General features: G+C 68.1%; 17 protein-coding genes. 6 read left to right on the top strand and 11 right to left on the bottom strand.

What is annotated here, in order from left to right:
* Positions 1–16: 16 nt before the first annotated feature.
* The 5 genes from egtD to C5E41_RS35035 all read right to left on the bottom strand — a co-directional run bounded on the left by egtD (position 17) and on the right by C5E41_RS35035 (position 4,846).
* Positions 17–988, bottom strand: a complete 972-nt coding sequence (gene egtD, locus C5E41_RS12005) for an L-histidine N(alpha)-methyltransferase (RefSeq protein WP_104375911.1) — start codon at positions 986–988, stop codon at positions 17–19.
* The gene (egtC, locus tag C5E41_RS12000; protein WP_104375910.1) at positions 985–1,827 is read right to left on the bottom strand and encodes an ergothioneine biosynthesis protein EgtC; all 843 of its coding nucleotides are present in this window, start codon (positions 1,825–1,827) and stop codon (positions 985–987) included. Before egtC ends, egtD begins: the two co-directional genes overlap by 4 nt.
* Positions 1,827–3,164, bottom strand: a complete 1,338-nt coding sequence (gene egtB / locus C5E41_RS11995; protein ID WP_104375909.1) for an ergothioneine biosynthesis protein EgtB — start codon at positions 3,162–3,164, stop codon at positions 1,827–1,829. Before egtB ends, egtC begins: the two co-directional genes overlap by 1 nt.
* Before the next feature lie 70 nt (positions 3,165–3,234).
* Positions 3,235–4,521, bottom strand: a complete 1,287-nt coding sequence (gene egtA / locus C5E41_RS11990) for an ergothioneine biosynthesis glutamate--cysteine ligase EgtA (protein ID WP_104375908.1) — start codon at positions 4,519–4,521, stop codon at positions 3,235–3,237.
* 202 nt (positions 4,522–4,723) lie between these two features.
* On the bottom strand, positions 4,724–4,846 hold the full coding sequence (locus tag C5E41_RS35035; protein ID WP_258080917.1) for a zinc-binding dehydrogenase: 123 nt from the start codon (positions 4,844–4,846) through the stop codon (positions 4,724–4,726).
* A gap of 138 nt (positions 4,847–4,984) precedes the next feature.
* On the opposite strand from C5E41_RS35035, the gene C5E41_RS11985 reads away from it, so the two are divergent.
* Positions 4,985–6,172, top strand: a complete 1,188-nt coding sequence (locus C5E41_RS11985; RefSeq protein WP_104375907.1) for an aminotransferase class V-fold PLP-dependent enzyme — start codon at positions 4,985–4,987, stop codon at positions 6,170–6,172.
* Between the two features lie 148 nt (positions 6,173–6,320).
* Complete coding sequence (locus C5E41_RS11980) at positions 6,321–7,967, top strand: fatty acyl-AMP ligase (protein ID WP_104375906.1); 1,647 nt, start codon at positions 6,321–6,323, stop codon at positions 7,965–7,967.
* 14 nt (positions 7,968–7,981) lie between these two features.
* Here C5E41_RS11980 and C5E41_RS11975 read toward each other — a convergent pair whose 3' ends face one another.
* The 4 genes from C5E41_RS11975 to C5E41_RS11960 form a co-directional block, all read right to left on the bottom strand.
* Positions 7,982–9,079 carry an ADP-ribosylglycohydrolase family protein gene (locus C5E41_RS11975; protein WP_104375905.1) on the bottom strand — a complete coding sequence of 366 codons (1,098 nt, stop codon included), beginning with the start codon at positions 9,077–9,079 and terminating at the stop codon, positions 7,982–7,984.
* Between the two features lie 25 nt (positions 9,080–9,104).
* The gene (gene pth, locus C5E41_RS11970; protein ID WP_104375904.1) at positions 9,105–9,683 is read right to left on the bottom strand and encodes an aminoacyl-tRNA hydrolase; all 579 of its coding nucleotides are present in this window, start codon (positions 9,681–9,683) and stop codon (positions 9,105–9,107) included.
* Positions 9,684–9,718: 35 nt separating this feature from the next.
* A complete protein-coding gene (locus C5E41_RS11965; RefSeq protein WP_104375903.1) occupies positions 9,719–10,327 on the bottom strand; it encodes a 50S ribosomal protein L25/general stress protein Ctc in 609 nt (202 codons plus the stop codon).
* Between the two features lie 287 nt (positions 10,328–10,614).
* On the bottom strand, positions 10,615–11,277 hold the full coding sequence (locus tag C5E41_RS11960) for a lysophospholipid acyltransferase family protein (protein ID WP_104375902.1): 663 nt from the start codon (positions 11,275–11,277) through the stop codon (positions 10,615–10,617).
* Positions 11,278–11,510: 233 nt separating this feature from the next.
* Between C5E41_RS11960 and C5E41_RS11955 the strand changes: the two genes are divergently transcribed.
* Together C5E41_RS11955 and C5E41_RS11950 are read left to right on the top strand one after the other, a co-directional pair.
* Positions 11,511–12,065 (top strand): TetR/AcrR family transcriptional regulator, encoded by a 555-nt coding sequence (locus C5E41_RS11955; RefSeq protein WP_104376103.1) that lies wholly within the window; start codon positions 11,511–11,513, stop codon positions 12,063–12,065.
* A gap of 232 nt (positions 12,066–12,297) precedes the next feature.
* On the top strand, positions 12,298–13,917 hold the full coding sequence (locus C5E41_RS11950; protein WP_104375901.1) for a peptide chain release factor 3: 1,620 nt from the start codon (positions 12,298–12,300) through the stop codon (positions 13,915–13,917).
* 166 nt (positions 13,918–14,083) lie between these two features.
* On the opposite strand, the gene C5E41_RS11945 is transcribed toward C5E41_RS11950, so the two are convergent.
* A complete protein-coding gene (locus C5E41_RS11945) occupies positions 14,084–14,644 on the bottom strand; it encodes a nuclear transport factor 2 family protein (RefSeq protein WP_104375900.1) in 561 nt (186 codons plus the stop codon).
* 89 nt (positions 14,645–14,733) lie between these two features.
* Positions 14,734–15,606 carry a DUF4393 domain-containing protein gene (locus C5E41_RS35030; RefSeq protein WP_104375899.1) on the bottom strand — a complete coding sequence of 291 codons (873 nt, stop codon included), beginning with the start codon at positions 15,604–15,606 and terminating at the stop codon, positions 14,734–14,736.
* Positions 15,607–16,100: 494 nt separating this feature from the next.
* On the opposite strand from C5E41_RS35030, the gene C5E41_RS11935 reads away from it, so the two are divergent.
* Positions 16,101–17,423: a hypothetical protein gene (locus C5E41_RS11935; RefSeq protein ID WP_104375898.1), complete on the top strand. Its 1,323-nt coding sequence runs from the start codon at positions 16,101–16,103 to the stop codon at positions 17,421–17,423.
* Entirely contained in the window at positions 17,420–18,352 is a 933-nt protein-coding gene (locus C5E41_RS11930) for a DUF4393 domain-containing protein (RefSeq protein ID WP_258080916.1), read from the top strand. Before C5E41_RS11935 ends, C5E41_RS11930 begins: the two co-directional genes overlap by 4 nt.
* Positions 18,353–18,393 lie beyond the last annotated feature (41 nt).

Here is an 18,393-nt window from a genome sequence, read left to right as displayed (position 1 = left end):
AATCCGCGCCGGGCGATCAGCGTCGTTCGGCGAGGACCAAGGCGAAGCGGTCGTCCGAATCGGTCCACACCTGTTCGGTGGCGAATCCGGCGCTGTCCAGTTCCCGGCCGAGTCCGTCGACGCGGAACTTGGCCGAGATCTCGGTGCGCATCTGCTCGCCCTGGGCGAAGTCCGCGACCAGATCGAGGTCGGCGACCGTGACCGTCATATCCCGGGTTGCCGCCAACCGCATCTCGATCCATTCGTTCTCCGCGTCCCAGTGGGCGATATGGGCGAAGGCGTCCGGGTCGAAGTCGGCACGCAATCGAGAGTTCAACACGTGCAGGACGTTTCGATTGAATTCGGCCGTCACTCCCGCGGCGTCGTCGTAGGCGGGCACCAGCACCGCCGGATCGGTGACCAGACCGGCCCCCAGCAGCAGTTGCTCACCCGGCTCGAGCACCTGCTGAATGCCGGCCAGGAATTCCGCCCGCTCCTGCGGGACCAGATTGCCGATGGTGCCGCCCAGGAAGGCGATCATGCGGCGACCGCCGCGCGGAAGATTGTGCAGGGTTTCGGTGAAATCGCTGACCACCCCGTGCACCGCGAGATTCGGGAATTCGGTACTGATCTGCTCGGCGGCACCGCGCAGCGCGGACACCGACACATCCTGCGGCACATAGGTCTTCAGCGGACCCTCGGACAACAGCGCCGAGAGCAGCAGACGCGTCTTGGCGGCCGATCCGGCGCCCAGCTCCACCAGCACCTCGGCCTGAGCGGTGCGCGCGATCTCGCCGACCACCCGCTCCAGCACCGCGCGCTCTGTGCGAGTCGGGTAGTACTCCGGCAGTTCGGTGATCGCTTCGAACAGTTCGCTGCCGCGCGCGTCGTAGAACCATTTCGGCGGCAGCGTTTTCGGATTCGCGGTGAGTCCGGTCCGAGCGTCCGATCGCAGGGCTGCGTCGAGATCGTCGTCGGTGAGGTGGATGTCCAGCGTCGGTTCGATCATGTACGGGCCCTTTCGGATTCATCAGGTCCTGCGGAGAGAAGGGGGTGTGCGTCCAGGGGCTCGACCACGAGAAGGCCGGGCCGCACCGTCAGCAGCTGCCGGTCGGTAATCGCCTGCCAGCGCGGATCGTCGTCGTACGGTTCGGAGGACACCACCGCGAAGTCGTCGGCGACGAGCACCGACAGCGAGTGGTGAATGGTTGTCGCCCACAGTGTTTCGCCGTCCCCGAGCAACAGGTTCAGCCGGGCGCTCGGCGCCTGCGCCAGTACGGCGCGAACCGTCGCCGACACCGCGGCCGCGACCGCCCGGAGCCGGGCGTCGGACTCGCTGCGGCCCGCGAAGGACGAGTACATCGCGCCGATTCCGTCCAACGCGGCGCGCAGCACCACCCAGAGGGCGGCCGAATCGGTCGCGGATTCGGCATCCAGCAGATCCGGCGAGCCGAATCCCGTTGCCACCGCGGGCAATACCGTGCGCCAGTTCTGGATCACGCCATTGTGGCTGAAGGCCCATCCGCCGGCGGTGAACGGAGCACAGGCGCTTCGCTCCACCGGCATACCGATCGTGGCCGAACGCACCGCGGCCAGCACCGCCGGCGAGGACAGCTGGGGAAGCACCTCCTCGACCGCGGGGTCGGTCCAGATCGGCGCGGGGTTGCGATAGCGGCTCGCGGCTCCGGCCCCGGTCCACCACGCGACTCCGAAACCGTCGGCGTTGACGGTTCCCCCGTGGCGCATATCGTCGGGTGCCCACGATTGGGTGCGCAGCGAATGCGTGCCACGAGTGAGCAGTTCACCGACCGGAGCCGGCGGTCCCAGGTAGCCGAGATGTCGGCACATCAGCGCTCGTCCGGTCGCAGGTCGCGGGCGAGGCGGAAGCCGGAGAAGATCTGACGGCGGATCGGGTGGTCCCAGTTACGGAAGGTGCTGCGGCAGGCGACCGGGTCGGTGCCGAAGGATCCGCCGCGCAGGACTCGATAGTCACCGCCGAAGAACACCTCGGAATATTCGCGGTAGGGGAACGCGGCGAATCCGGGATACGGCTCGAAACCCGACGCGGTCCACTCCCAGACGTCGCCGATCAACTGATGCACCCCGGACGGTGACGCACCGGCCGGATAGGCGCCGACATCGGCGGGTTCCAGATGGCGCTGCCCCAGATTCGCGGTGGTGTCGTCCGGTTCGGCATCGCCCCACGGATAGCGGCGCGACCGCCCGGTGGCCGGATCGAACCGCGCGGCCTTCTCCCATTCGGCCTCGGTGGGCAAACGCTTGCCGGCCCAGGTGGCGTAGGCCTCGGCCTCGAACCAGCACACATGCACTACCGGCTGCTGCGGGCGCAGCGGTGCCGGCGACCCGAAAACCCTTCGCCACCAGCGGTTGTCGCTGTCTCGCTCCCAGAACTGGGGCGCGGTCAGATCGGCCTCCACGCGGTGGGCCCAGCCGCGCTCCGACCACAGTTCGGGCCGGTGATAGCCACCGTCCTCGATGAACGCGAGATATTGCGCATTCGTCACCGGCGCCGCGTCGATCGCGAAACCGGGCAGCTGCACACGATGTTCGGGACGCTCGTTGTCGAGCGCCCACGGGTCCGACGAGGTGCCCATGGTGAATTCGCCTGCGGGAACGACGACTTCGTCGCCGACCGCGACCCGCGCGACGGGTGCGGGCGCGGCCGTCAGCACCGCGGCGCCCGCACGCAGCTGATGGGTGGCCAGCATGGTCTCGTCGTGCTGCTGTTCGTGCTGGGCGATCATGCCGAAGGCGAAACCACTGTCCACCAGCCGGTTTCCCCGCAGCGGGCTGGAATGCAGGACATCCAGCACCTTGTCCCGCACGGTGCCCACGTACCCGCGTGCCTGCACCGGATCCAGCAGCGGCAGCGCCGGACGGTCGGCGCGGGCATGCCGGAAGGCGTCATACAGGTGGTCGATATCGGCCCGCACCGGCTCACGCCCGCCGACATCGCGGACGAGCCACAGTTCCTCCTGGTTGCCGATATGCGCCAAATCCCACACCAGCGGGCTCATCAGCGGAGAATGCTGGGCCACCAGCTCGGCCTCGTCCACCGCCTCGGTCAGCACCGTCGTACGGGCGCGGGCGCGGGTCAGGACCTCCGCGATCTGTGCGCGTAATCGCTCGGTCGCGGCGTGATCGGTTCCGGTGTGAACGGTCATCAGTGCTCTCCCAAGGGTCGTGCCCGGCGGCCTCGCCGCACCGACACGAGGTGCGCGCCGCCGGTCGTACTCATTCGGCCGTCTCGGCGGGTGCGCAGCGGGCGACCTCCCCGTCCGGAATGCGCCCGCTGCGACATCGCCGCACCGCGGACCACACCTGCTCGGCCGCCTCGTCGCTGCGAGCGTGTTCGGCGGCGAGACTCAGCAGCTCGACTGCGACGGAACGGATCTGTGGGTCGGCCAGGCCGCAGCGGGCGGCCCAGGCCCATTCGTCGGCGACCGACTCGGCCAATACGGTCGCCTCCGCGACGACCGCCGGCGCCGACATCAGGGCGTCGATGACGTGGATCGGCACCGACCACTGATCACCCGGCTGGGCGTCCAGGTAGCGGACCTCGAGGTGCCCGGACGCCCGCACGGGCGGAAACACCGTGGTCAGGTGGTAGTCGAGGTCCTCGACCTCCGGGCGGCGGCCGATCTCGTCGTCGAGGGCACCACACAGCCAATCCGCGAAGGTCGCGCCCGGTGGCGCCGTCCAATCCGCCTCGGCCGGGCCGCGCCGCACACACAGCAACGGGGTGTCCAGCGCCCAGCGGCCGTATTCGGTGAGCGGATCGGCCCAGCTCCGCACCGGCGGCCGGGTGCGGGTGTGATCGAGCCGCAGCCAGGTGCGCATCCGCTGCGACGCCCAGGCGCCGGAGGGAGCCCCGTGCAGACTCGGCGAACAGGCGAAGGCCGCCACCAGGGCCGGGCCGACCGCGTACAGCGCGTTCCAGCGGGCCGCGATCTCGGCGGGATCGGCACCCGCGTCCACGCTGACCTGCGTGGCGGCGGTATTGCACATCATCAGCTTGCCGTACGGGCCCACACCCGCGAAGGCCCGTTCCATCGCGCGATAACGCGGTAGGCGAAGCACCCGGCGGGCCTGCCGGCCGGCATCGGCGGCGGCGGAATACGTTCGGATGGATCGGCTTTCAAGCAGGCCGGAGAGAAAGCGAGAATCCTCGAGCAGCCGGGCGCAGAGTTGCGCGGCATCGGCGAACGGGGCGCTGGACAGTTCGATCTGACCACCGGGTTCGATGGTGATCCGGCTGCCACCGGGAAGTACTTTGGCGGGCGAATCGGGCGAAATAGACTGCGGGGCATAAGGACCCAGCGCATCCGCGAGCATCGACAAGCGCGGACGCGAATCCGGCGCCGACAGCTCCCCGCGGGCGGTGAGCCACTCCAGTTCGGCGCCGATCAATGCGGGTGGGCCCTGTTTGAAACAGACACCTCCCACATATGCCTCCGCCGCGGCGCGCGAAGACAAACCGGCACCCAGCCCGGCCGGCGCCTTGTCCACCGTTACCGCCATGCCAACCTCCGCTCGAGCTTGCGGGGGATCACCCACCGCGTTCCGCTCACCCTGAGCCCATGTCGGCGCCAGTGCCGCCATCGACCGGGTGCCGGTATGCGTGTAGCAATGCAACGAGAGACCGCGCCCGGTTCTTCCGTCGCTCGAACCAGGGTAGCCGCGTCCACCGACACGAAATCCGTCGAAATGGTGAACATGCCGGTCACGGCCGTACCACCAGCACCACCGCCCCCACCGAACGCCGCTGTTCCAGCTCCCGATGGGCAGCCGCGGCCACCGCGAGCGGTAGCCGGGCGCGGATCCGGGGCACGAGTTCACCGCGCACCGCCGGTGGTATGCCGTTCGTGTGGTGGCTCGACGACGGCAGGCCGTGCCCCCGGGGAACAGACGGTCGCGGAGCCCGCGCGGCAGGTTCGGGACGACGTTCGGCGGCGGCGGCTGGTGATGGCCTACCGTCGAAAGGGTGCTCGATACCGACCGCCTGCGCGCCGATATCCCCGCCTACGACACCGCCGGACCGCCACCTGTCTTCCTCGACAGCGCGGGGTCCTCACTACCCCCGCGCCTCGTCGTCGATACCGTCGTCGCGCATCTGCGGCGCGAGGCCGAGATCGGCGGATATCGCGCCGCCTCGGAACGGCTCGACGATCTGGCGGCGGTCAAGACCGCGATCGCGACGCTGATCAACACCGACGCCGCGGCGATCGCCCTGAGCGATAGCGCCTCCCGCTCCTGGTCGGATTTCTTCTACGCCGTACCGCTGCGGCCGGCCGATCGCATTCTGGTCTCGGGTTCGGACTACGCCAGCAACGTGATCGCGGCCCTGCAGCGGGCACGGGCGGCGGGAGCGACCGTCGAGACGATTCCCAGCGACGAGACCGGGCAGATCGACCTGGTGGCCCTCGACGCCATGCTCGACGACCGCGTGAAGATCGTGTCACTGCTGCACGCTCCCACCAACGGGGGGCTGGTCAACCCGGTCGCCGAGGCCACCCGTATCGCCCATCGCGTCGGTGCGCTGGTACTGCTGGATGCCTGCCAATCCGCCGGGCAGATCGACATCGATGTCGCGGAGCTGGGCGTCGACGCGATGTCGGCCACCGGCCGCAAGTGGTTGCGTGGCCCGCGCGGCACCGGCTTCCTCTACGTCCACCCGGACGTCTGCCGCGAACTCGAACCCAGCCGCCTCGATCTGCACAGCGCCGCGTGGACCGGACCCCAGGATTACCGCTTGGCTCCCGATGCGAGCCGCTTCGAATTCTGGGAATGCGACGTGGCGGCGCGACTGGGCCTCGGCGCGGCGGTGCGGTATCTGCTGGATCTGGGGCCGGAGAACGTCTTCGCCGACGTGGCCGCCAAGGCGCGGCATCTGCGCGACAATCTGCCGTCGATCCGGGGAGTCACGGTGCGGGACCTGGGAACGCAACATTCCGGCATCGTCTCGTTCACCGTCGACGGAGTCGATCCCAACGAGGTGCGCGAGAGCCTGCGTGCCGCGGACATCACCGTAACGGTCAGCTACCGTAGCTCGACGCTGCTCGACATGTCCGCGCGGCGGCTCGAGTCCGTCGTGCGTGCCTCGCCGCATTGCTTCGTCACCGTCGAGGAGCTCGATCGCTTCCTCGAGGCCGTCGACCGCCTCGCGCGCTGAGGCTGCCGAACCGAGATCCGATTTACATCGTGTTATTCGTAGTGCGACGCTGAAACGATCACGCTCCGGCGCCGGCTAACGCCGCGCCCGCGCACCGAGATAGTGCAGATGTGCCGACCGCCGGTCGGGTGGAGACGGGAGTTCGAGGGTGAGCCGGTTCACCGAGGAAATGTTCGCGACCGCACAGCGTTCCCGCCGGGGGCTGATCACCGGGGAGCCGGAGGCGCTGCTACGCCGAGGTTGGGACGAGATCCACCGCATCGCACGACGAATGGCCGGCGGACTGGCGGCGGCCGGGATCGAGCACGGTAGCGCCGTCGGCGTGCTGGCCGGTATGCCCGCCGATATCGCGCCGGCCTGTCAGGCGATCTGGATGCGCGGGGCGTCGATCACCATGCTGCATCAGCCGACGCCGCGTACGGATCTGCAGTTGTGGGCACGCGACACCGAGACGGTGCTGCGGATGATCGAGGCGCACGCCGTGGTGCTGGGCGCGCCGTTCGAGGCGGCCGCCCCGCTGCTGGCCGAGCGCGGTATCGCCGTGGTGCTGGCCGGCGACCTGGCCGACGGACCCGATACCGACCCGGTGCCGACCGAGGAATCCGATATCGCTCTGCAACAGCTGACGTCCGGTTCCACCGGATCACCGAAGGCGGTGCGGATCACGCACGAGAACTTCTACGTCAACGCCTACGCCATGTTCGACCGGGTGAAGTTCCAGCTCGATCATGACGTGATGGTCAGCTGGTTGCCGCTGTTCCACGATATGGGCATGGTCGGATTCCTCAGTGTGCCGATGCAATTCGGCGCCGAGGTGGTCTGTGTGACGCCGCTGGACTTCCTGCGGCGGCCGATCCTGTGGGCCGAACTGATCTCCAAATACCGCGGAACGGTCACCGCCGCACCCAATTTCGCCTATTCGCTGCTGACCCGCCGGTTGGCGCGCGCAGAGGACGGCAGCGTGGATCTGAGCAGTGTGCGGTACATGTGGAACGGCGCCGAACCGGTCGATCCCGACACCATGGAGGCGCTCGCCGCGGCCGGGAAACGCTTCGGGCTCAGCGCGTCCGCGCTCACTCCGGTGTACGGCATGGCCGAAACGACGCTGGCGGTATCGATTCCGGATCCGGGCGTCGGGCAGGTCGTCGACACCGTCGACGCGGATCTGCTCGAGGTGCTCGGCAAGGCGATTCCGGTGACGGATGCGCCGGCCCACCACGGCAATCTGCGCCGCCTGCCACTGCTCGGCCGCCCGGTGGACAATCTGGAGATCCGGGTGGTCGACGACGAGCACCGGCCGCTACCGACCCGAACGGTGGGTGTGCTCGAGGTGCGAGGCCCGGCGGTCACCGCGGGATATGTGACCGTCGAGGGTTTCCGGCCCGCACGCGACGCCGAGGGCTGGCTCGACACCGGCGATACCGGCTATGTGACCGAGGACGGGTCGGTGGTGGTCTGCGGCCGGATCAAGGATGTGATCATCATGGGCGGGCGCAACATCTTCCCGACCGATATCGAACGCGCCGCGCTGCGCGTCGCCGGGGTGCGGCCGGGCAACGCGGTCGCGGTGCGCCTGGACGCCGGGCAGATGCGCGAGAGTTTCGCGGTCGTGGTGGAGAGCAACGACTTTCAGGACCCCGAGGCGGTGCGGCGGATCGAGCACGAGATCGTGCACGAGGTCTTCACCGCGGTCGGCGCCCGCCCGCGCAGCGTCGCCGTCCTGGGTCCGGGCGCGCTGCCGAAGACGTCTTCGGGGAAGTTGCGCCGCTCGGCCACCGCGGCGCACCTGAACTGATCGTCTCGCCAAAGCTACTGCGGTACCGGATCGTCCGACGCGTCCAGCGGATAGCGGTCGCCGAGAGGGCTCCGGTCGCGGTACACGAAAGCGGCGACCAGATCGTCGGCGACGCGGGCCAGATCGTCGCGGCCCTCGACCGCACCGCACCAATCCAGCGGTAGCGCGTCGAGGCCGTGGCGGGCGCCGAGGATATTGCCGGCCACGGAACCGGTGGAGTCGGAATCACCGGAGTGGTTGACCGACAACAGCAGTGCGCGGCGCAGATCCCCGGTCCGCTCGGCGTCCAGTGCGCAGTAGACCCCAATGGCCAGGCATTCCTCGGCCACCCAGCCCGAGCCGACCCGTTCGACCCCCTCGAACGTTCCCGTACCGGCATCGGCGGTCGCGACGGCCCGGCGCAGCGCGGCGGCGGTTTCCGCACCACCCGCCACCGCCTCGACCTGAATCACGGTGTCCTGCACCGCGGTTCGCAGTTCGACCCCGTTCACGAGCCGGTCGATCAAGGCGGCGAACGCGCCGGCGGCCAGATAGCCGGTGGGGTGGCCGTGGGTGAGTTGCGCACACCGGGCCGATGCGTCGAAGGCGCCCTCGGGGCCGAGCGAGGCCAATCCGAAGGGTGCGGACCGCATCACCGTGCCGCACCCCTTGGAATCCTCGTTCACCGGCCCCGGGACGCCGAACGGATGTGGTTCGCGGTAGCCCTGCGCCTGACGATTCAGCCCGCCCATACACGCGTTGCCCGGTGCGCGCACCGCGTACAGATACGGCAGACTCGCCAGCCAGCCGTCGGGGCGCGGGTCTGGCGCGTGTTCGCGCTGAGTCCGCAGCCAGCGTAGATAGGCGCCGCGTAGCACCGGTGCCGGATCCGAACCGGGCGCACAGCGCAACAAGCCCTCGGCGGTGAACAACGTCATCTGGGTGTCGTCGGTGATCTGCCGGGGGGCGGATTCGTCTGCCGCCGGGGCGAATCCGGTGAGCCCCTCGGGGCCGAACCGATCGCGAATCTGTTCCAGACTCAGGAATTCGATCGGCCAGCCGAGCGCATCACCGACCGCCCCGCCCAGTAGCGTGCCCCGATACCGATCGAAAATCGTCGTGTAGTCCTGCACGGCCACCGATCTTCGCAGAGATCACTCAATGCAGGTGGTTCTGGGCGGTTTCCAGGCCCACCCGCAACAGCAACTCCACCGCGTCGGCGGTCTGTTCGACCAGCACCGGAACCTCTTTGCGTTCGGGCGCGGAGAACGGTTTGAGTACGAAATCGGCCGGATCCTGCCGGCCGGGCGGGCGGCCCACTCCGAACCGCACCCGCAGGTAGTCCTTGGTGGACAGGGCATTCGAGATCGAACGCAGTCCGTTGTGGCCGCCTTCGCCGCCGCCGCGTTTGAGCCGGATGCTGCCGAAGGGCAGATCCAGTTCGTCGTGCACGACGATGACCTCGGTGGGCGGAACCGAGAAGAACCGGGCCAGCGCCGCTACGGGACGGCCGGACTCATTCATGTAGCTTCGCGGTTTGGCCAGCAGCACCTTGCGCCCGTCGAGCCGGGACTCGAGCAGATCGGCGCCCGACTTCTTGTGCACGGTGAACCGGCCGCCGATGCGCTCGGCGAGCACATCGGCGACCAGGAAACCGGCATTGTGCCTGGTGCGCTCGTATTCGGGCCCGGGATTACCCAACCCCACCACGAGCGCGGGGGCCGTAGCTTCCGTCATCAGATTCCGTCGTCGAAATCCGTTGAGCGACCGGATTATTCGGCGCTCTCGGCCTCACCCTCGGCCTCGCCCGCACCCTCGCCCTCGACGGCCTCGGCGGCCGGGGCGACGATGATGTTGACGATCAGGGCGTCCGGGTCACCGGACAGGGCAGCGCCCTTCGGCAGCTCGATCTGACCAGCGGTGATCTGGGTGCCGGCCTCGGCGCCCTCGATCGAGACCTCGATGGACTCGGGCACGTTGAGCGCGTCGACCTCGATCGACACGGTGGTGGCCTCCTGGGTGACCAGGGTGCCCGGGCCCGCGTCGCCGGCCAGCGCGACCGGCACGTCGACGACGACCTTCTCGCCACGCTTGACGATCAGCAGGTCGGCGTGCTCGATGTAGCGGCGGATCGGGTGCACGACCACGGACTTGGTCATAGCCAGCTGCTTCTTGCCGTCGATCTCGAGGTTCAGGACGGCGTTGGTGCCGTGCTCACGCAGGATCGCGGCGAAGGCCTGGGCGTCGACCGCCAGGTGCTTCGGCGCCTCGCCGTGGCCGTACAGGACGGCGGGAACGTTGCCGTCGCGACGGGTGCGGCGCGCGGCGCCCTTGCCGAATTCGGTACGGGTCTGAGCTGCGAGGACACTGACGTCGGACATGACTGAAATACTCTCCTACGGCTTTCCGGGGCGGACGGTGTGCTGGCCAGGTACTGTCCTGATTTCGGACGGCCCTGGCGAAAGGGTCTGCTCGTCGGGCGATGACCGCACGACAACGGCCGGAAGCCGAGCCGCGTCGATCACGGTGTGCACTGGGTGCGACACCCTCGCCGAGACAACCTGACAACAATAGCATGTAGCGGAAAACGCTTCCGCGCATCGCCCCGGTGCGGTATTGCACCCCCGGCGAGCGCCCTGGACCGACAGGCCCGAGGCCACCGCCCGGTTCAGGCGGATTCGGCCCGGAAGTGCGCGGCGTAGCAATCCACATAGCGACGGCCCGACCGCATCGCCAATTCCGCCATCAGGCCATCGGTCGCGGTGCGGACCGCGGCCCGATCGACCGGCAGGAAGGTTCGGGGGGCACCGAAGACGATGCGGACCCTGCCGAAGCGCAGCAGCCGCCGCCCACGCCGGTTCACCCGATCGGTACCGCTCAACGCCACCGGCACGACCGGGGCTCCGGTCCGCATCGCCACCCGGATCACCCCGGTACGACCGCGATAGACCCGGCCGTCCGGCGAGCGGGTTCCTTCGGGATGGATGCCCCACACGCCGCCGGATTCCAGAATCTCGACCGCCGCGGCCAGCGCATCGGCCGAGGCGGAGCCGCCGGAGCGATCGACGCGGACCTGTCCGGTGGCCGTCATCACCCACCGATTGATCCGCCCGCGCAGGCCCGGCTCGTCGAAGTACTGACTCTTGGCGAGGAAGGTGATCCGCCTCGGCAGCACGAGCGCCAGATAGAGGGAGTCGATCGCGGCCAGATGATTCGCCGCGATGATCACCGGCCCGCCCTTCGGGACATGATGCAGCCCTTCGACTTTCGGTCGCCCCAGGATCCGCAGCACCGGTCCGATCAGGACGAACTTCAAAAGCCGATACCACATGCACACCCTCCGAGGCCGGTTCGTAGACGTTGTCTACGCAGAGTTTAGTAGACAATGTCTACGCCGTCACCCCTGCTGCGCGCCGCCCTCCGTGCAGAGGAAGGCGGCCCCGGTGAGCGGTGCCGTGCGGTGGACCCATCACTCGGCCGGCGCACGTGCCGGTGAATGCCGAATCGCCTGCGACCGGCACCGCTGCCGAACGGACGCGGATCCCACCCGCGACAATGGGCGGCATGGGTGTGGAAGAACCCGTGCGGGAACGGCTGGTGAGTGCGGGTGTGGGGTTGCTGGAGGACGTCGGGGCCGCGCAGCTCGGATTGCGGGCGATCGCCCGGGAGGCCGGGGTCTCGCACGGCGCGCCGCGACGGTACTTTCCGACCCACAACGCATTACTGGCCGCGGTCGCGGTGCGCGGGTTCGCTGATCTGAGTGGGCGTTTCGCGGCACACGAGAGCGAGATTCCGCGGGTGCGGATCGACCGCATGGCGGGTGAATACATCGACTTCGCGGCCCGGCGGCCCGAGATGTTCACTCTCATGTTCCGCCATGACTTGCTGCAAGGCTCGGGAGAGAACTTGCGCCGCAAGACGATTCCCATCTACCGGGCATGGGCGGAGCTGGTCGCCGGTTGCGCGCGCGATCGCGCCGCGGAACGCGCCTTCGGACTGTGGACGAACCTGCACGGCATCGCCACGCTCGTGGCGAACCGGAGCGTGGAACTGATCGCGCCGGGCATCGACCTGGACCGGCTCGTACTGCGCACCGTCGCCCAGCACCTGTCCGACTGACCACGCACCCGCCGGGCCGACATCGAGCCGACCGGCCTTCTCCGAGCGCGGACGGACACCTGCACGTCTGCGACCTGGCGCTACGGCGAATATCCGCGGCGGTCGGGCGGAGGCCCAGCACACCGGCCCTGACCGGCGGCTTTCCGCGGGGCACTGCCCGCCCGGCGCGGGCCGGACGGTCTCGCTCACGTATTCTGATACTTTGCCCTGTCCCGCGAAGAGGAGCCGATCGGTGAATTCCCCGTCAGCCAGCACGACCACATCCGGGCGGGTGGCGCAGGAGGCGGAACGGCGGCGCACGTTCGCGGTGATCTCCCATCCGGACGCGGGTAAATCGACGCTCACCGAGGCCCTGGCCCTGCACGCGAAGATGATTTCCGAAGCCGGCGCCATTCACGGGAAATCCGGCCGGAAATCCACCGTTTCCGACTGGATGGAAATGGAGAAGGCCCGCGGTATTTCCGTCAGCTCGACGGCCCTGCAGTTCGAATACGGCGAGTGCGTGATCAATCTGGTCGACACGCCCGGCCACTCCGATTTCTCCGAGGACACCTACCGCGTGCTGACGGCCGTCGACGCCGCGGTCATGCTCATCGACGCCGCCAAGGGCCTGGAGCCGCAGACGCTCAAACTGTTCCAGGTGTGTCGCCACCGCGGCATCCCCGTGATCACCGTGATCAACAAGTGGGACCGCCCGGGACGGGCGCCGCTGGAACTGCTCGACGAGATCAGCGAGCGGATCGGCCTGACCCCCACGCCGCTGTTCCTGCCGGTCGGTATCGCGGGTGATTTCCGCGGCCTGCTGCGCCGCGGTCCCGAGGGCGTCGCCACCGAATACATCCACTTCACCCGGACCGCAGGTGGCGCGACCATCGCTCCGGAGGAGTCCTACACGCCCGACCAGGCCGCGGCCCGCGAGGGCGAACCGTGGGAGACCGCGGCCGAGGAGAGCGAACTGCTCTCGGCCACCGGCCAAGACCACGATCAGGAACTGTTCCTCGCCGGGCAGACCTCACCGGTCATCTACGCCTCGGCGATGCTGAACTTCGGCGTGCGGCAACTGCTCGACACCCTGGTGGCGCTGGCCCCGCCGCCCGGCCCGCGCGCCGACGTCGACGGCGCTGCGCGGCAGCCGGCCGACCCGTTCAGCGCGGTCGTGTTCAAGGTGCAGGCCGGTATGGACGCCGCGCATCGCGACCGGCTGGCCTTCATGCGCATCGTCTCCGGAGAATTCGAACGCGGCATGGTGGTCACGCACGCCCAGACCGGACGCCCGTTCGCGACCAAATACGCGCTCACCGTCTTCGGTCGCGAACGCGCCACCGTCGACACCGCCTATCCCGGCGATGTGGTCGGTCTGGTCAACGCGACCGCACTCGCCCCCGGGCACACGCTGTTCGTGGACAAGAAGGTGGAGTTCCCGCCGATTCCGTCCTTCGCGCCGGAACATTTCGCCACCCTGCGCGCTCGCAGCGCGGGCAAATACAAGCAGTTCCGCAAGGCCATCGATCAGCTCGACTCCGAGGGCGTGGTGCAGGTGCTGCGCAATGATCTGCGCGGGGACGCCTCGCCCGTGCTGGCGGCGGTCGGCCCGATGCAGTTCGAGGTGGTCACCGCCCGCATGCAGGCCGAATTCAACGTCGAAACGCAGCTGGACTTCCTGCCCTATCAGCTGGCCCGGCGCACCGACGCCGCCTCGTCGCCGGAGCTGGACCGCCAGCGCGGCGTCGAGGTCTTCACCCGCAGCGACGGCGTGATCCTGGCCCTGTTCAGCGACAAGTGGCGACTGCAGTACATCGAGAAGGAGATGCCGGAGCTGACGCTGGAACCGCTCGTCGCGACCGCGGACTGACGGGTCGGCCGGAGGCGGCAGCGGAGCGTAACCACGGAGACCGGCACGCCAGTCCGCCGATCAACACCGACTGACGGGTCGGCCGGAGGCGGCAGCGGAGCGTAACCACGGAGACCGGCACGCCAGTCCGCCGATCAACACCGACTGACGGATCGGCCGGAGGCGGTCAGCCGATCGCCTCGTCCGGTTCTTCCTCGGCCGGCCCGCCCGGAGTGTCCTCGATATTCGACACCACGGCCGGGATATCGGGCACCGAACCCGGTTCACCGGTGATCACGCCCCAGCGGCCGGCGGTCAGGCGCAGACTCGGCAGGTCCGACAGCGAGAGCACCACCTCGTAGGTCCGCTCGTATTCGGTATGGGCGATGCGCCAATGGCCGTCGTCGCAGCGCACATACCGGTCGTTGTAGAACGCCGCCCCGTGCAGCAGCATGTTGTGACCGGGAATGAGCACGGTGTCGGCCAGATACCAGGTGCCGGTCGCCGCATCGCCGTCGATATCGATCTCGGGATGGTCGCACCGATGTTCGGTGATGACGTGGGGCCCGAGGGTATTGCGCATGAAAGCCAGGAACGCATCACGCGACTCGAATTGCAGGTACTCGCTGTAGGTCGCCGTCGCCTCCGGGATCATCGTGTCGGCGAAGTCTTCCCACGATTTAGTGTCGAGTGCTCTCAGGTACCGGAACTTCAGCCGGCTGATCGCGGAGACGGCATCGGAATCCATACCTCAACAATCCCACCGGATCCGGCGAATCTGCGCAGATCGGAAAATCTGTATCGTATCGCTACACAGCGTTGACCGGCGGTCGCGGGTCAGGACCCGTTGATGGTGAAGCAGGTCTTGCAGAAGTCCTCGCCGAATTCGGTGAGGCGCAAGCTCTTTCGCACGATCTTGGGCACGCGGCCGGCCTGCTTGAGCGCCGATTCCACGATCGGCTGGACCTCGAGCACCATATAACGGCTCAGCACCACCGGATCGTCGGAGGTGGTCAGCAGACCGAGCCGGTTCAGGTTGATCAGATACAACCGCGAACGGTCCGGATACCGCACGCCGGCCTGCTCCGGCACCGAAGTCAGATCTCCCGCGACCAGCTCGGATCCGATCCCGAGCGGCCGGTTGGTGCGCACGTCGACCGCGGGCTGCGGCCCGTTGATGGCCATGAACCGCAGAATCCGCGCCTCGTCGGAGGACAGCTGATCGAGAATGCGGTCGTAGGCCGGATGCACTTCCTCGGTGAAGTACACATCGGCCGAGCGCGCGAGCAGATTGTCGCCGCGACGACGCAGATCGGCCAGGGTCGACGAGCGGACCAGCCCGCCGGTCGACGGGCCGGTCGCCTGGCCGTTGGTGGGGACGTAGCTGACGATCTCGCGCACCGAACCCTCGGTGACGCCGAGGACGCTGCGGGCGACGGACTGCAGTGCGGCGCCGGTGCGTTCGGCGATCTCGGTGGAGGATTCGCCGTCCAGCGCGGCCTGTGCGATCTGCTTGGTGACCTCGAGACCGGTGCCGACGGCCCACTGGCCGCCGCGGACCGCGGTCCCGGCTGCCAGGCCGGCAGCCCGGAAGACGCCGCGGATCATGCGGGCTTCGTTGCTGATCTGCCGCTTCTCCACGTCCGAGCTGCGTTCCACAGCGCGGGAACCGGGTCGGACCACATCCTGTCCGGTCCTGTCGTCTGTCACGTCATTCTCCGAATATCGCCAGGTGAACGAGTCCGCTCACATATTCTTACCGCACCGCGAAGATCACCGGCCATGTTCGGCGGCTCTCGGCCATGAGCGCCGACACCCGCACAGCGATAGCGGCATGAATGTGGTTCCGGTCATTGTTGCGGCTGCCGCTGGCCGGTGCGACATTCCGATCGCACGGTGTGATCGAAGTCTCCGCCGATACGCTACCGTGTAGCGACTTCCAACCCGAATTGGATGGCGACTTCCGCGGCGGCCTCCGTGGTTACACACGCTGCCGCCTCCGGCCGCGTCGCTACAGCCGCAGAATCCAATGGCGACTTCCGCGGCGGCCTCCGTGGTTACACACGCTGCCGCCTCCGGCCGCGTCGCTACAGCCGCAATTGGACCCGTTTCCGGAATTCACAGTAAGGTTCGCCTGGCCGACGGGGTACGTTGTAGTGCCGGTGTGACGGCGGTCACCGGTAAGGGGTCGGCAGGAGGGTGTCGTGCTGGATAGTTTGCTGGGTTTTCACCCGACCATTTTGCTGGAACTGATCACGATCCCCCTCTTCACGGGTGTCATCGGCTATATCACCAACTGGACCGGCATCCTCATGCTGTTCAAGCCGCTCCGCTTTCACGGGTTTCGGGTACCGGGTCTGAAATGGTTGTTCCCCTATCTTCCCAAGCGCATTCAGGTGCTGCCGCTGCTGCAGTACGACGGCCGCATGGGCTGGCAGGGAATCGTGCCCTCGCGCGCGGACAAGATGGCCTCGATCGCGGTCGACAAAGGGCTCGCGAAACTCGGCAGCGTCGCCGACTTCTATCGCGAACTCGAGCCCGATGAACTGGCCGCGCATCTCACCGATACGGCGCAGTCGCAGATCCGCGACATCGTCGAAGACATTGCCCGCCGGGAACATCCACAGCTCTGGTACAACCTGCCCGCGCAGGTTCGGGAGTTGGTACACGAGCGGGTCCGGGAACAACTTCCGGATATCCTCAAGGAACTGACCGACGAACTCGGGTCGAACATCGAACAACTGCTCGATGTCAAACAGATGGTGATCCGGTATTTCCAATCGCGGCCGCAATTGCTCAACACCGTATTTCAGGTGTTGGGCGCCAAGGAGTTGCGGTTCATGCAGAACTTCGGCTTCTATTTCGGCGCGCCGATGGGTCTGGTGCTCGTCGCGGTGCTGCATCTGACGCATTGGTCGCCGCTGGTGGTGCTGCCGATCGGCGGTGTGATCATCGGCTGGGTGGTCAACTGGATCGGGCTCAACATGATCTTCGAACCCGCCTATCCGAAGTGGTGGTGCCCGTGGCGGCAGGGTTTGCTGATCAAGCGGCAGCCCGAGATCACCGAGGGTTATGCCGAATTGGTGGCCACCCAGATCATCACGATCGCCAATGTCGGTGACGAACTACTGAACGGCCCGCGCTCGGACCGCACCATGCAGATCCTCGAGGACACCCTGCGCCCGGCCACCGACCGAGCGCTGGGGCCGATGCGCGGGGCGCTGAAGTTCGTGATCGGCAGTCGCGACTACGCGACCCTGCAGACCCGCTTCACCGACCAGGCCAAATCGCTGGCACCGGCCGCCTTCGCCGATCCCGGGTTCAACGCCCAGCAGAGCAGGCAGGTCAGCCAGTACATCGCCAAGCAGATGGCGGCGCTGGAACCGCCGGACTTCGTCGACATGCTGCGCGCGGCGATCAAACAGGACGAGTGGCTTTTGTTCGTCCATGGCGGTGTGCTGGGGCTCATCGCCGGTTACGCTCATCTTCTGATCTTCGGAACGGAAGTAGCGAACGTATGGCTGTGAGCGGATCCGCGCCGGAAACCGGTGACGGCGCCGGGTTTTCGATCGAATACGCCGAGGTGGTGGCCGAGTCCGGCGCCGACGCGGCGGCCGGTGCGACCGAAATCGAGACGGTCTTCCCGGACCAGGACGCACACTCCACCGACCTCGTCGCACGCCGGTCGGCCGAATTGCTGCTCCCCGAGGATGCCCGCCCGGGCTGGGCGGGTCCCGTGCGCACCACGACCGGTGTGATGCGGGTGGCGCTCTCCGCGGTGACCGAGGCCGCAGCCTGGGGCCTGGGCACCGCGGTCGGCGTGACGGCCACGGTGGTGCGCGGCAGCATGTCCGGGCAGGCACCGCGGCATGTGCTCTCCGAGGCCGGTGAGCAGGTTCGCGACTCGGTGCGGCGGGCGCTCGGCATCGATGCCACACCCGACAGCGCCCCCGCCACCTCGGCGCCGAGCCTGCGCGACCGCGGCGCCGAACTGCTGCGCCGCTCGGCCGATGTGCACTGCGAGGACAGCGATCATCCGGCCTTCGCGCGCATCCTCGCCGAACTGGCTCCCGACGAGGCCCGGATCCTGCGCTTCCTCTACCTCGACGGCCCGCAGCCGGCGCTCGACATCCGCACCGGACGGCCGTTGGGTTCGGGCACCCAGCGCATCGAGGTCGGCATGTCGCTGATCGGCGAGACCGCGGCGCTGCGCTTCCCCGAACGGGCGATCACCTATCTGACCAATCTGCGCCGCCTCGGACTCATCACCGTCGAGGGCGACCAGCTGGACAACCCGGCCCGCTATCAGCTGCTCGAATCACAGCCGGAGGTGCGGCGGTTGCTCAAGCGCGGATTCGGCACCAAGGTCGCCTACCGCAGCATCGCGCTCACCTCGTTCGGCAGGGATTTCACCTGTGCGTGCCTGCCGGTGCCGCCACTGGGCCACGCCCTCTGAGACCACTCGGCCACGCCCCCTGAGAGTCGGCCCGGCCGGGC

Origin of the sequence: Nocardia nova (genome assembly GCF_002933465.1) — a bacterium.
Classification (GTDB): Bacteria; Actinomycetota; Actinomycetes; order Mycobacteriales; family Mycobacteriaceae; genus Nocardia; species Nocardia nova_B.
This window is presented reverse-complemented; position numbering and strand designations above follow the sequence as displayed.

Coding starts and splice junctions, on each gene's coding strand:
- egtD (WP_104375911.1), bottom strand. CDS start 988: ATGATCGAACCGACGCTGGACATCCACCTCACCGACGACGATCTCGAC.
- egtC (WP_104375910.1), bottom strand. CDS start 1,827: ATGTGCCGACATCTCGGCTACCTGGGACCGCCGGCTCCGGTCGGTGAA.
- egtB (WP_104375909.1), bottom strand. CDS start 3,164: ATGACCGTTCACACCGGAACCGATCACGCCGCGACCGAGCGATTACGC.
- egtA (WP_104375908.1), bottom strand. CDS start 4,521: ATGGCGGTAACGGTGGACAAGGCGCCGGCCGGGCTGGGTGCCGGTTTG.
- pth (WP_104375904.1), bottom strand. CDS start 9,683: ATGACGGAAGCTACGGCCCCCGCGCTCGTGGTGGGGTTGGGTAATCCC.
- C5E41_RS11965 (WP_104375903.1), bottom strand. CDS start 10,327: ATGTCCGACGTCAGTGTCCTCGCAGCTCAGACCCGTACCGAATTCGGC.
- C5E41_RS11960 (WP_104375902.1), bottom strand. CDS start 11,277: ATGTGGTATCGGCTTTTGAAGTTCGTCCTGATCGGACCGGTGCTGCGG.
- C5E41_RS11955 (WP_104376103.1), top strand. CDS start 11,511: ATGGGTGTGGAAGAACCCGTGCGGGAACGGCTGGTGAGTGCGGGTGTG.
- C5E41_RS11945 (WP_104375900.1), bottom strand. CDS start 14,644: ATGGATTCCGATGCCGTCTCCGCGATCAGCCGGCTGAAGTTCCGGTAC.